Source organism: Nocardia sp. NPDC059691 (genome assembly GCF_042733915.1).
Taxonomy (GTDB): Bacteria; Actinomycetota; Actinomycetes; order Mycobacteriales; family Mycobacteriaceae; genus Nocardia; species Nocardia sichangensis.
In genome coordinates, this window is record NZ_JBHWFB010000006.1 from 111,138 (window position 1) to 124,900 (window position 13,763).

At 65.8% G+C, this 13,763-nt stretch carries 9 protein-coding genes; 4 read left to right on the plus strand and 5 right to left on the minus strand.

Translation table 11 applies throughout. The features are described from left to right. Nucleotides 1–130: 130 nt before the first annotated feature. Together ACFV2O_RS15295 and ACFV2O_RS15300 are read right to left on the minus strand one after the other, a co-directional pair. Complete coding sequence (locus tag ACFV2O_RS15295) at nucleotides 131–682, minus strand: dihydrofolate reductase family protein (RefSeq protein WP_379252280.1); 552 nt, start codon at nucleotides 680–682, stop codon at nucleotides 131–133. A 107-nt stretch (nucleotides 683–789) separates the two neighbouring features. Next, nucleotides 790–1,227, minus strand: a complete 438-nt coding sequence (locus ACFV2O_RS15300) for a DoxX family protein (RefSeq protein ID WP_379252281.1) — start codon at nucleotides 1,225–1,227, stop codon at nucleotides 790–792. Between the two features lie 370 nt (nucleotides 1,228–1,597). Between ACFV2O_RS15300 and ACFV2O_RS15305 the strand changes: the two genes are divergently transcribed. Next, nucleotides 1,598–2,344, plus strand: a complete 747-nt coding sequence (locus ACFV2O_RS15305; RefSeq protein WP_379252282.1) for a BTAD domain-containing putative transcriptional regulator — start codon at nucleotides 1,598–1,600, stop codon at nucleotides 2,342–2,344. A 173-nt stretch (nucleotides 2,345–2,517) separates the two neighbouring features. Next, nucleotides 2,518–4,599 carry a trypsin-like peptidase domain-containing protein gene (locus tag ACFV2O_RS15310; protein WP_379252283.1) on the plus strand — a complete coding sequence of 694 codons (2,082 nt, stop codon included), beginning with the start codon at nucleotides 2,518–2,520 and terminating at the stop codon, nucleotides 4,597–4,599. Between the two features lie 396 nt (nucleotides 4,600–4,995). Here the strand turns inward: ACFV2O_RS15310 and ACFV2O_RS15315 are convergent, their stop codons facing one another. Continuing rightward, nucleotides 4,996–5,541 (minus strand): hypothetical protein, encoded by a 546-nt coding sequence (locus ACFV2O_RS15315; RefSeq protein WP_379252284.1) that lies wholly within the window; start codon nucleotides 5,539–5,541, stop codon nucleotides 4,996–4,998. A gap of 315 nt (nucleotides 5,542–5,856) precedes the next feature. Between ACFV2O_RS15315 and ACFV2O_RS15320 the strand changes: the two genes are divergently transcribed. Further along, nucleotides 5,857–6,771 (plus strand): SDR family NAD(P)-dependent oxidoreductase, encoded by a 915-nt coding sequence (locus ACFV2O_RS15320; RefSeq protein ID WP_379252285.1) that lies wholly within the window; start codon nucleotides 5,857–5,859, stop codon nucleotides 6,769–6,771. 98 nt (nucleotides 6,772–6,869) lie between these two features. Here ACFV2O_RS15320 and ACFV2O_RS15325 read toward each other — a convergent pair whose 3' ends face one another. After that, entirely contained in the window at nucleotides 6,870–8,867 is a 1,998-nt protein-coding gene (locus tag ACFV2O_RS15325; RefSeq protein WP_364425396.1) for an APC family permease, read from the minus strand. 432 nt (nucleotides 8,868–9,299) lie between these two features. On the opposite strand from ACFV2O_RS15325, the gene ACFV2O_RS15330 reads away from it, so the two are divergent. Then, nucleotides 9,300–10,697 carry an amino acid permease gene (locus tag ACFV2O_RS15330; protein WP_379252286.1) on the plus strand — a complete coding sequence of 466 codons (1,398 nt, stop codon included), beginning with the start codon at nucleotides 9,300–9,302 and terminating at the stop codon, nucleotides 10,695–10,697. 65 nt (nucleotides 10,698–10,762) lie between these two features. Here ACFV2O_RS15330 and fxsT read toward each other — a convergent pair whose 3' ends face one another. Then, the gene (gene fxsT / locus ACFV2O_RS15335; RefSeq protein ID WP_379252287.1) at nucleotides 10,763–13,696 is read right to left on the minus strand and encodes an FxSxx-COOH system tetratricopeptide repeat protein; all 2,934 of its coding nucleotides are present in this window, start codon (nucleotides 13,694–13,696) and stop codon (nucleotides 10,763–10,765) included. Nucleotides 13,697–13,763: the final 67 nt, after the last annotated feature.

A 13,763-nucleotide genomic window follows, 5' to 3' on the forward strand; every position in this document is an offset into this window, starting at 1 on the left:
TTCCGGAAGGCTAGCAGTGGTCGCCGCGGTCGACCAACAGGTTTTGCGGAGGCTCCGGGGCCGATGCCGCGGAGCCACTCGCTTACGGTGTCGGCCGTGTCTGGTGACGAGGGCCGCGGTCGAACGGAGCTCAGTCGGCGAGATAGCGCAGCATCACTGCGGTGTCGAAGTGCCTCGTCTCGACCAATCGGAGCTGGATGCGCTTGTCCAACGATGGGAACAGCGGTGTGCCGCCGCCGAGCACCACGGGCAAGACGAACAGTTGATACTCGTCGATCAGCCCGTGTGGTATCAGCGAAGCCGCGAGGCTCGCGCCACCGATCTCCATGACGCCATCGCCTCCCGCCTTGAGCCTGCGGACCTCCTCGACCGCGTTCTCGCTGATCAACGTGCTGTTCCAGTGGACCTCGGTGAGCGTCCGGGAAAAGACGACCTTCGGCTTCTCCGTCCAGAGCCTGCTGAACTCCCGCTCGATGCGCGGCGCGTCCGCGGGCACATGAGGCCAGTACTCGGCCATCAGCTCGTACAGGCGACGGCCGTGCAGCGAGACCTCGATCTCGCGGTAACGGTCGTTGTGAAACTGGTGTAGCTCCTCGTCGGGGTTGGTCCAGTCGATGCTGCCGTCGCGGTCGTTGATGTAGCCGTCCAAGGTCACGCTGAACCCGTAGATCAGTTTCCTCATGACGGGGTAGACCTCCTACACGCTCGAAACTCATCGGCGCTCATCGGATGGAGGCGGGCTTCAGGCTCTGGGCCTGCCGCCAACGCCCGGTCGCACTTATGGATTCGTCATCGCGACAGCGAGTTGCGCAGTTCCGTGATGGTGGCGCGGCGCTCGTAGGCGATCCAGGCGAAGATCGCGGCAAGCACCAAAGGGAAGATTCCCATCAAGGGCTTGTCCGCGATGAAAGCCTGCGTCGCTGCGGCGAGCACGGTGAGAACGGACAGGCCTGCGGCAGCCAGGGCACTGAGCCGTGGCACCATCAGGCCGATACCGCCCGCCACCTCCGCAACTCCGATGAAGACGAGCAACCCGAGGGGGATGGTCAGATTCTCGGGAGCGTTGTCCGTCAAGGCGCTCGGCATAACGAGTTTCGGCCCGCCGGAGGCGATGATGAAGAACAGGCCGAGCAGGATCTGCAGGGCCCACAGGACGCGGTTGCGGACCTTGCCGGGACGGTCGGCGACGTCGCTGGAGAAGTTGGTGGTGGGGTCGGCGGTGGTCATTCCTGGTCCTTCTGGTCGGTGCGCCGCGTTGGTAGCGCGTTCACCGGATAGGACGGAGCACCGTCGGAGAACTCATCGCTGTCCACAAAGATTCTCCGGACCGCTTTACGTAGAGCAGTTTTGCTTCGATAGTGCGAGATCGTGGGTCTCACTCCGTTGATACCGCATGCGAGTAGTCCGCTACGCGGCGGTTCGTTCTGGGCGTGGCGACGAGAGTCATTCGTCGACGTGCGTTGTCTCGCGATCGCGTAGTCGGCTACTCGCGCCGACAGTTCGTGACCTGGGCATGATGGCCGGTGTGCGATAGCCGAGATCGACCGGTCGACGTACGCCTGCGAAATGAAGACCGACGCCGCGATCGAGTAGTGAAATGGTGCTCATCCATAATGCCACGCATGCGACGTGTTTCCAGCTCACGTTGATCGAAGAATTCGCCCTGCACAGCGGCGACCGCCGACTTTCCATTCCGCACGCGGCGGAGCGGGTGCTGACCTATCTGGCACTGCTGAACCGGCCGGTCTCGCGGGGCCGCCTCGCCGGCGCGCTGTGGCCGGAGTGCGCTGATCACTGCGCGGCGCAGCGTCTGCGAACCGCCCTGTGGCGCTTGCGCCGTATCCAGGACGCAGTCGTGGAGATCAACGGCGACCGTCTTCGCCTCCATCCGGACGTGGTGGTCGATCTGGCGTATCTGACCGAATTGGCGCAGAAACTGGTTCACCAGCCGTGCTCGGAGGATCTCGCGCGCGTTCCGCTGCTGCTGGATCGCGCAGCGCTGCTGGCGGACTGGGACGAGGAGTGGGTGGTCGTCGACCGGGAACGGTACCGATTGGGCTGGGTCGCGGCGCTGGAAGCGGCGGCCGAAGCCTTGCTGGAGCGTCGGCAGGTCGGCGCCGCCCTGATGGCCGCGTCGGCGGTGGCGGCGGCAGAGCCGCTCCGGGAAAGCTCCCGCAGGATTCTGATGCGAATCCATCTCGCGCAGGGCAACAAGATCGACGCCCTTCGGGAATACCGGCGATACCGAGACCTGCTGTGGGCCGAGTTCGACACCGAGCCGTCGCCGGAATTCGACGAACTCCTCCTCCGCGTCCAGAAGTGCGACGCCCCGGCGGTCGAGTAGCTCCGGAATCGCTGACACGAGTCGCACGGGCGCGATGACGATAGACGACGAACACTGTCGTGCACTGCCGCGCTGGGCGAAACGCTGAGGTGACGGTGGTGTGACGCGCCTGAGGAACACTCCGCCAGTAGCGGACATGACCACATCAACCTCTGTTTCCAGGCGGTTGCACCATGAATTCTCGTGAACAAGTCCAAGCGGCGTGGTTGAAGCAGATCGGGGCCGCCGCAGAGCGTTACGTCGCGAGCGAGACCAAGCGCGAAGACATCGAGCAACGTCGCAAAATGAAGGACAGTCCGGTTGTCGACTCTCCGGAACAGATCAGCGCTAGGGCGCAGCGGCTGGCTACCAGCGGCGAGATGCCGGTCGAGGCCATGATCGAAGCCGGCCGGATCGAGCCCTCCGACCGGATCACGACGCTCGAGCGGATCATCGGCGCCAGCAACGAACTCCAACCGGCCAACTTCCTTTCCCGCGGTGCTCGCACGGCGGCGTCGGTCGCGCGGATATCGCTGAGCCGCAACGGCCGAGAAGTACCGCTGGGCACCGGGTTCCTGGTGTCGCCCCGGCTGCTCCTGACCAACAATCACGTACTTCCCGATCAGGACACCGCCCGGCAGGTCGTGATCGAGTTCGGCGCCGAGACGACGATCGACAACGACCCTCGCCTTCCTGTGCGGTTCCGTCTCGACCCCGACTTCTTCGTCACCGATGAGCACCTGGATTTCACTTTGGTACCGGTTCGTTCCGGCGCCGACGGCAAGCCGCCCGGCGACGCCGTCGGCTGGTGGAACCGGCTGATCATGGACCAGGGAAAGATCGTCATCGGTGAGGCGATGAACGTCATCGGGCACCCGATGGGCAGGCTCAAGGAGATCGGCATCCGCCGCAACCAGCTCGACTTGCAGCTCGATGACTTCCTGCACTACTCGACCGACACCGAACCGGGGAACTCCGGCTCGCCGGTCTTCAACGACCAATGGGAGGTCGTCGCGTTGCACCACTCCGGCGTTCCGCGCACCGACGAGCAAGGGCGGATTCTGCGCCGCGACGGCACAGTCTGGCACGAAGGCGACGGTGACGACGCGATTGCCTGGAGGGCCAACGAGGGAGTGCGCATCAGTGCGATCCTCACCCACCTGGCCGGACTGCAGCGCTCGGCGCGCGACCACGAGTTTCTCGCCGAACTCGGTCCCAACGCCGGGCCGGTCGGCGGACCATCGGCAATCCGCCCCCGCCTCGCACCTGCCGAGGACCGCACCGAACTGATAGGTCCGGCTTCGGCGCCGCGTGAAAGCACGGAACTCCGCCACGGCGTCACCGCCCGAGCAGGCGCCTTCGGCGGCACACGTCACCTGCTGTTCCTGCATGGCCGCAGCCAGCATGGTCGCGATCCCGAACTTCTGCGCCGCGAGTGGACCGCCGGCCTCAACAAGGGCCTCACCCTCGCCGGTCTCAGCACGTTCGATCCAGCGGATGCCTTCTTCCCGTTCTACGGCGACCGTTTGGCAGCCCTGCTGCAGCCCACGGAGGAAACGGCACTCGCGCCCGAGACCATGGCCGTCGATCATGCGCTGGCAATGGCGCCGACCACGCCGCAGGCTCGCCGGCTGTACGAACAGATCCTGCAGAACGCGGCCGCGGACGCGGGCATGCCCGCCCAGGACGGGCAACCGACCGACCGGGTCGAAGCGGAAGGACTCGGTTCGATCGGCAGCGCGATCGTGAGCAGGCTGCAGCGGCAGCTCAGCTGGCTCGCCGCCCGTACCGACCTGGACGAGCTCATCATCGCCCAAGTCTTCCGGGACGTCGCTTCGTACCTCGCCGACGAGCAGATCCGGCAAGCGGTACTCGACTGTGTCCTCGAGACCGTTCCCGCATCGGGACGGCTCACCCTCGTCAGCCACAGCCTCGGCACCGTGGTCGTGATGGATCTGCTCACCCGGCTCCAGCCCCAGCTCGACGTCGCCGTGCTGCTCACTCTCGGCAGTCCCCTGGGGCTGGACGCGGTTTACAACAAACTCCTGGTCCGAGGACCGCACCGGCCGGAGCGTGTCGGCGACTGGCTGAATGCCTGGTCCGTGGTGGATCCGATCACCATCGGATGCCCGCTGCGCCATATCTGGAAGGGACAACTGCGGGAGATTCCCGTCGACAATCCCAAGGAACGGGCCCACAGCATCGCTGAGTACCTTGCCCATCCAGCTGTCGCGCAAGCCATCCACAACGGTGTCGCGCCGACGACGGGACCATGACGGGGAGTCCGTGGTTCGTGATGGTCCGGGACTCGTCGTGACGCGTCGGACGCGGCCGGTGAGAGCGGCGCTGCCCAGGGCCGGTTCCGGTCACTTGCTCAGTCTGGCCGTCAGGTGCGGAACGGTGGCGAGCGAGTTCGCAGTCGTCGGCAATGACCGAGTTTGTGCCTGAGGACTGCGCGGATACTTTGCGGAGTTGCTGGAACTTTATTCCGGCACGATTTCTACCGGCTGCTCGTAGTCGTGTTCGATGTCGGCGGACCGGTGGCGGATTGCTGTCGGTGCCGCCAGAGTCGTCCCCAACGGTATGAGCTTCCCGCACCGGTTCACGCAATGTGGGTTGCCGACGGATATGTGTGGGCGCTGGGTGCGGCGACAGCCTAGCGAAGGAAGAGTTCAGCGTGGGCCAGCAGGTCCGTCGACCTGGTCGGGGTCGCCGTTGCGACCACTGTCGGGCTGGCCTTCGGTGCCTGCTCTCTCGCTTGCACTTTTTCCCACTCGGCGCGGTTTGACCATGCGCCGAATACCGGCGGCCGGAGCATCTTCACCAGCTCGTTTCCGCCGCAACGCGTCGAGATCGATGACACTGGCATCAGGCTCGGCACTGCCCGGATCATCCTTCGGAGCGGGGTGCCGCGCCGCGCCGGGGTCGACCGGCCACCACCCTGTCTCCCGCTGCAGTTCCGATCGCAGTACGGGCTTGGTCGGTGCAGGATCATAGACGGAGCCACCGTCCGAGCGCCGAGTCTTATGGAAACGTTCGCCGGCCTCTTCTGCCACGCGCCGCGGGCGACGTGGTAGTCGGGTGACTTTCGACGTGCCGTCTCCCGCTCCGGGAGTCTCCACAGCCTTCATCCCTTCGTCCTGTTTTCCGCGCGACCGGTCCAGCTCGTCGAACCCCTTCCGGCTGGGCCCTGGCAAGGATTCCGGTGCGTCGCTCACGTCCGTATTCTCCCTCAATAGGTAAACCGCTGGGCACCGGAGCCAGGCCCGGGCCGCCGCGAGACTGGCGGGTATACCGGAATGTGTTGCGCACGCAGGTGTGCTGCCACACGGTGGTGATCGCATCCGGCGGATCTTTCAGGCCACCGCACACCTGCGACGCCATGACCGTCGTCGGCCACGCAAGGACCTCCCGATCGATGTCTCGCCGCCCTCTTGCGCAACTGCGACGGGAGCGCGACGGTGTGAGTGTGAGTCCCACCCCGCCGGGCTCGTCGGACAATGCGACGGACCGACCGATCGTTGGGAGGAAAAATGGCGAACAGGTGGACCGAGCAAGACATACCAGCCCAGAAGGGACGACTAGCGGTCGTCACCGGCGCCAACAGCGGGCTGGGGTTCGAGACGGCCCGAGCGCTCGCGGCGCACGGTGCGTCGGTGGTGTTGGCGGTTCGGGATGTCGACAAGGGCAAACACGCCGCAGACCGTATCGCCGGTGCGGTTCCCGGCGCGGACACCACCATCCAGCAGCTGGATCTGACCTCGCTGGCATCTGTACGGACTGCTGCCGAACAGCTGAAATCCGCTCACGCCACGATCGACCTCTTGATCAACAACGCCGGGGTGATGTACCCGCCGAGACAGACCACCAGCGACGGGTTCGAGCTGCAATTCGGGACCAATCATCTGGGACACTTCGCGCTCACCGGGCTGCTGCTGGACAGAATGCTGCCGGTGCCGGGCTCGCGGGTGGTCACGGTCAGCAGTGTCGGACATCGAATCCGGGCGCGAATCGACTTCGACGATCTGCAAGGCGAACGGTCCTACAACCGGGTGGCGGCCTACGGCCGGTCCAAGCTGGCGAATCTGATGTTCACCTACGAACTGCAACGTCGTCTGTCCGGCAACGGCAAGACGATCGCGGTCGCGGCTCACCCCGGTGCGGCGAATACCGACCTGATGCGCAACATGCCCGCTGCGCTGCGTGCGCTCGTGCCCGTGGTCGCTCCCATCGTCACGCAGACCCCGGCGATGGGGGCCTTGCCGGTCCTGCGCGCGGCCACCGATCCCGGCGTGCTGGGCGGTGAGTACTACGGGCCGGGCGGATTCCTGGAGACCCGCGGCTACCCGAAGATCGTCGAATCGAGCGCCCGATCCCATGACTTGGCGATTCAGCAACGCTTGTGGACGGTCTCGGAGGAACTGACCGGAGTCACCTTCCCCGTCTGATCGCCACCGCACGGCCGGAAGGGCGTTCGACGAAGAACCTCCCCAGCCCTGTCCACGCACCTCTAGCAGTACCTGCACTGCTGCACCGCGCCGCCTCGTCATGGGACGTGCGTGATGCCTCGGCGGATTTCGCCGGGGGAGTGTTCGATTTTCGACAGGTCACGCGAGCGTGAGGAGCGTAGCTGCCACGGGACGCTGGTGACCATCACCCCCGGTTCGAAGAGCAAGCGTGCCTTCAGGCGAAGCGAGCTCTGGTTGTGCAGGAAATTCTCCCACCAGTGACCGACCACGTATTCGGGGATATAGACAGCGACGACGTCGCGGGGATGGTCCTTGCGTAGTCGTTTGATGTAGTCGAGGACGGGGCGGGTGATCTCCCGATACGGCGACTCGATCACCTTGAGCGGGATGCTGACGTTGTGTTTGTCCCAGTCTTGATGCAACAGGCGGGTATCGGTGTCATCGACGTTGACGGTGATGGCGGTGAGCGTGTCCGGGCGGGTGGCCCGTGCGAATTGGACGGCGCGCTGGGTCGGCTTGTGCCAGCCGGAGACCAACACCAGGGCGTGCACCCGGCTGGGCAGGGTCTCGATGCTGTCCTCGTCGACAGCCAGTTCGGTGCGAACGGTGTTGTAGTGGCGGTTGATCAGCCACATGATCAGTACCAGCACCGGCATGGCGAAAACCACGAGATAGGCGCCGTGGGCGAACTTGGTGACCATGACGACCACCAAGACGACCCCGGTGAAGACCGCGCCGAACGCGTTGATCAGCCGGCCCTGGTGGATGCGGCGCTTGTCGGCAGTTGTCGTCGCAGTCGCGAGTTCGCGATTCCAATGCCGCACCATGCCTGCCTGACAGAGTGTGAACGAGGTGAAGACACCGACGATGTAGAGCTGGATCAGGCGGGTCGTCTCGGCATCGAAGGCGTAGACGAGGCCGCCCGCGACCACCGCGAGCAGGATGATGCCGTTGGAGAATGCCAGCCGATCACCGCGCGTGTGCAACTGCCGCGGCATGTATCGGTGCTGGGCCAGAATCGAATTCAGGAGCGGGAAGCCATTGTAGGCGGTGTTCGCGGCCAGAATGAGGATGAGCGCCGTCGTCACCATCAGGTAGTAGAACGGGAGGCTGTGGCCACCGAACACCGCGGCCGCGATTTGTGCGATCACGGTCTTCTGGGCGTCGGTCTCGCAGTTGCCCTGGAACCCGATCAGATCGCAGGTGTTCTCGGTGACGCGGGTGTGGGAGATCATGGCGAGGACGGTCACGCCCGAGAACATGGTGATGGCGATCAGGCCCATGGCGGACATGGTGCGGGCCGCGTTGAGCGCTTTCGGTTTCCGGAACGCGGGCACACCGTTGGAGATCGCCTCGGCACCCGTCAACGCCGTACAGCCGGACGAGAACGCTCGCAGAGCCAGGAAAGCGATCGCCGCGGCGCTGAGACCGACGTGCTCGGCGCGGATTTCGTAGTGTGCACTCTCGGCGACCGGTGCATGTCCGAGCAGCGCCTGACCCAGCCCTACCACGATCATCACCAGTACACCGACGACGAATCCATAGGTGGGGATGGCGAACGCGCGGCCCGATTCGCGCACGCCGCGCAGGTTCATCGCGGTCAGGAACGCGATGAACCCGATATTGATCAGTACGCGATGCGCGTTCAGGTCGGGGATCGCGGAGATGACGTTGTCGACGCCGGCGGCGACCGACACTGCCACGGTCATCACGTAGTCGACCAGCAGTGCCGCCGCCACGACCAGCCCGGGAAGCGGCCCCAGGTTCTCGGCGACCACCTCGTAGGAGCCGCCACCGGAGGGATAGGCCTGCACCACTTGGCGGTAGGACAGGGTGACGACCGCGAGCAGGACGACGACGCCACCCGCGACCCACGGTGTGAGATAGAGGTAGCTGAGCCCACCGAGGGTGAGGATGAGCAGGATCTCCTGCGTCGCATACGCGACCGAGGACAGCGGGTCGCTGGCGAAAATCGGTAGCGCCAGTCGCTTCGGCAGCAACGTCTCACCGAGCCGATCGCTGCGAAACGGGCGTCCGAGCACAACTCGCTTGGCGATGTCGATCGGTGAAACCACGATGAGCGAGCCTAAGGCGACTGACCTCGATCCCGCATCGCACAAACCGTATGTATTCCGTAAAAAATTGCCCAGCCCTCCGCGAGTATTCTTCAAGTCCGTGTTATCTGCGCCTTTGCGGCGATCAGCGCGGTTTGCTGAAGCGCGCGTGCGCTGGCGGGCGCCTTGCGAGTGGTCGGCATCCACGGGTCGCGAACATGGGCAGTTCGGACGAGCCGCAGGCAGCCGATACCGTCGTGCGGCACACCGAGCGCAGTGTTGCGGCCGTTGCGCGCCTTGTCGGTCCAGCGCCACAGGACTATCGGACCGATACGTTCGCGGCGGTGGTCGTCGGCGTGACTTGCTTCGCAGGCTGACTTGACGGAATCTTGATGCAGGAGCGCCGGGAAGTCTGGTCGGCATACGTATTCGTCGATCGACGGAAGTGATCTCGTGCCCGAGACATCCCAGCCCGGCGTTGCCCGAGGCCGCGTGGCCGTGGCGCTCAACGCGCGCCTGGCCCTGCTACTCGCATTCGCCTTCGCGGTGATGGCCGATCCGGTGTCGTCGGTGGCCTATGCGATCGAGGCCGCGTTGCGCGCTCTCGATGGTGATCTGGGTCTGTTGCTACCGGCGATGACGCTGGTGGTAGCGGTCATCGCGTTGGTGATCGTGAACTATCAGCAGCTCATCGCGCGGTATCCGCAGGGCGGTGGGGCATCGGCTGCCACAGGGGAGGCCTTCGGTGAGGGTTGGGCGTTCGTGCCGATCGCGGCCTTGATCGTGGATTTCGTCCTCACGATTGCGATCAGCGTCTCCGCCGGCGCCTCGGCGATGATCGCCTACATCCCTGCGCTAGCGCCCGAGCGCAGCGTCTTGGCCCTGGCGCTGGTTGTCCTCGTGGGGGCGGCAACGTGGTTCGGCCATTCGGGACGGATGGTGTTCGGTGCGATGACCATCGCCTTCATCGCCGTTTCCATGGCGGTCCTGGCGTTTGGGCTCGGTGCGCACCCTCAACCGATCGGCACCATCACCACCACTGCCGGACACCGGTCCGTGCTGGCGGTTGTGTTGGCCTTCCCTGTCGCCATGGCACTGGCGACGGGTGTGGAGGCTCCGTCTTCGGCCATCGCCCAGCTCGGTCAACTCGATGATCGGGGCCGCAGGTACTTCGGGAAGGTCACGCTATGGCTGACACTCGCCATCGTCGGCGCCATAACTTTGGGACTGACCCTGGAAGCCCATCACCTTCGCGTCGGGGTCCCGCCCGAGGGCACCACGCAGATCGCCGAGCTGGCTCGGATCGCGGCACCCGCTCCGTTGTTCGCCGCGTTCCAACTCGTGACGGCCTTGTTGTTGCTGTCCGCGGCGAGTTCGTCTTTCCAGGCCGGTCCGGGCCTGCTGAAAGCTCTGGCTCGGCACACCGATGCTGCTGGACGCAGCACCGGAATCCTGCCCCGGATGCTCGCCCGCACGAACACCCGCCACACACCGTATTGGGGCGTGGCGTGGTTCACCGGAATCGCCGCGGCTGTAACCGTGGCGGCAGGCGGCTACGACCAGCGGCTGGTCCTGTTCTACGCGGTGGCGGTGTTTCTGAGCTTCCTGGCCGGGCTGGTGGCCATGGCAGTGTTCTCCCACCGCGAGGGCCGGTTCCGTTCCCTGATGCTCAACATCGTGGGCGTTGTCGTCGTCGGATTCACCTTGCTGGTGAACCTGGCCCGCGGCGAGCCGGTGTTCAGTCTGCTCGTGGCCCTGCTCCTCGCCGCAGGCTTGCATCTGATGTGGGTCAAGGCCGGACGGCCGCGTGGGGTTGGCGACGTCGAAGCGCTCGCCGAGGGCGGCACCTGACCCACTCCCATATCGTTTCCTGGTTAGTGACTTGCTGCCCCGCAGGGGATGGGCTGAATCGAGTCTCAGGCCGGCGGGTTCGGAGGGTGCCGCCTGTGGGTCTCGGCTACCTGCTCGGCCGCGGCAAGATGGTCGCGCACCACGTCAGCCAGTGGATGGTCGCTGCCGAGGGCTCGCTTCGTCTGGTCGAACATTGTCTCGAAGAGTTGCACGGCCTCCTCGAATCGGCCTGCCGCGTGATAGGCGAGCGCGAGTCCGTTGACCGAACGCCTGGTGAGGGAGTCGTCGGGGCCGAACTCCTGCTGGTCGATGTTCGCCTCGTACAAGGGAATGGCTTCCTCGAATCGGCCTGCGGCTCGGAGGGTGTCGGCAAGCGCGTTGCGGGTGCTCCGGAGCCGTGGATGGCCGGGAAGAGCGCGGTGGTACTCGGCGAGATTCGTCTTGAACAAGTCGATCGCGGTGTCGAGATGACCGGCTGAGCGGTACGCGGCCGCGAGGCTGTCGCGAGAGGCGAGGGTGGCGTGGTGGTCCGGCCCGAGGACGCGCAGTCGGTCGGTCAAGGTGGTTCGGTGGTTGGTGAGGGCGTCATCGATGCGGCCTGCCGCGTGATAGGCGGCGGCGAGGTTGTGCCGGTAGGTCAAGGTGTCGGGGTGGTCGAGACCGAGTTCTCGCGCGCTGGCGGAGACGTTGGCCTCCAGCAATGGAATGGCGCGTCCTGGTTGCCGCACTCCCAGGGCGTCGGCGAGGTTGTTGCGCGCCTTCAGAGTGTCGGGATGGTCGGGACCGAGAATCCGGAGGCGATCCCGCAGGGAGGCTTCCTGTATGGCGATCGACTCGTCCCAGCGTCCGGACGCGCTGTAGGCGATGGCGAGCCCGCCCTGAGTGAGCAGGGTGATCGGGTGGTCGGAACCGAGTATCCGGGGAAAATCGGCGATATTCGCTTCGAAAAGTGCGACGGCGTCCGCGAGCCGCCCGGCCGTCTGCAAGGCACAGGCGAGGTTGTGGCGGGTTATGAGAGTGTCCGGGTGTTCCGGCCCGAGGACCCGCAGCCGCTCGACGAGGTTTGCTTCGCCGAGACGGACGGCGTCGTCGGCCCGGCCGATGGCGTCGTAGATCTCGGCGAGGTTGTTGCGGCAGGCCAGCGTGACGGGATGATCACCTCCGAAGATCCGCACGGCGTCGTCGAGGTTCTTCCGCAGGAGCGGGACGGCTTCGTCGGTGCGTCCTGCCGCCCCGTAAGCGCGAGCGAGTTTGTGCAGGCAGAAGAACGAATCGACGTGATCGGCACCGAGTACTCGTAGGTAGACGGGCAAGAGATCCTCGAAGATGGCGATCGCGTCCGCGAGGTGACCCGCCGACACGTGGACCTGAGCGAGCCCGCCGCGAAAGTTGAGGGTCTGGTGCGCGTCCGCACCGAATACCTGCCGGCTGTGCGCGATGTTCTCGGTGTGCAGGGCCCTGGACTTGTCCAGGAACCCGGCCTGGAGGTACGTGTCCGCCAGTTGAAAGCGCATGGCCAGCGTGACGGGATGGGCGGGTCCGAGAACCTGCCCGGCGTCGGTCAGGTACGCCTCGAGCCGGGCGGCTGCTTCATCGAGCCTGCCGCAGGCGGCGTGGGCCCGGGCCAGTAGATATCGGGCAGTGAACGTATCGGGATGCTCGCCGCCGAGGATCTGCTCGCTGGAGATGACGACATCCTGCGCGAGGGTCAGCGCTCTGGCGGTGTCGGCGGCCTCGGTCAGCTGCTCGACGGCCCATCTGCGAACGGCGATCATTGCCGCGACATGTTTTCTGGTGCTGCCGTGCACCATTTCGGTGTCCCACAGCGCGTCGATCTGATCGACGAGATGCGCGCCGTCCCTCCGGCGCGCCCACGCCTGCGAGGGCGGAAACGTATTGCGCATGATGATGGCGAGCGCGGACCGGACGAGTTCGACCGTGGACCGCGCGGCAGGAGCCCGATTACGAACTGCCGCGGCCGCTCGCCGGAAGAAGCTGATCGACTGCGTATTCGAACCGCGTTCGCGCAGCACGCGGCCCACGAGCCGGTGCATGATCAGCGCCTCGCCGGAAGTCGACCAGGACAGCAGGGAACCGGCCACACATCGTTCCAGTGCCTCGTCGACTCGCCTGGGGCTGGTGGCGAGCAGGGATCGGTGCACGCCACCGGGCGAGAGCATGGCCATCGCACCCAGAAGCCAGGCGACGTCGGCCGCGAGCTGGTAATCGCCGGTGACGCCCTCGGTGGTTTCGATGCACAACGAGATCGCTTGGACGACCGACCGGGGATAGTCGTGACCGGCGGTGCGCCGCAATACGGTCGGCAATGGGCTGTCGTGCAGCAGCTGCCGGTACTGCGCGTAGCCGAGGCGGCGACCGACCATCGTCGCCGCGGCGGCGGACAGTGCCAGCGGCAGGTCACCCAGGTCCTCGGCGACCTGATCGGCACCGTCGTCGCCGAGTCCGGTCGAGTCGGCGAGGTAGCGCACTGATTCAGGGCGAGTGAAACAGGTGACGTCGACCGCCTCGCCGAAGGCCGCGAAGGACCGGTCGACGCTGGTGATCACGATGCGCGTGCGGCCACCGGTCGGCAACAGCTCCCGGAGGTGGTCGGCGTCAGTGGCGTTGTCGAACACCAATAGCGCCGCGACGGTGTCTCCGGAGAGGTGATCGCGTAACCGCCGGGCCGACACCGCGGAGTCGCCGTCGGGGTCGGCGACGCCCAGCCGCTGGGCGATATCGGCGAGTCCGGACAGTGTGCTGTCCGGCGTTTCGGCATTGACCCACCCCACCAGACCCTGTCCGGAATCGAACAGTGAGCGTGCGTGAGCGGCCGCCAGGTGGGTCTTGCCCGCGCCGCGAAGTCCGGTGACGACGACGGCCGCCGCGGGGCGCTCCAGTGCTCGACGCAGACGTGCCAGCTCGTCGCGGACGACGAATCGTGGTGGCTCCCGGGGGATCCGGCCGACGACTACCACGCTCGTAGCCGGAGACGACACGCGAATGCCTGCTGCGAGATAGATGTCGCGGGCGTGAACGTCGGAGAGCCGAGTGACGATATGGGTG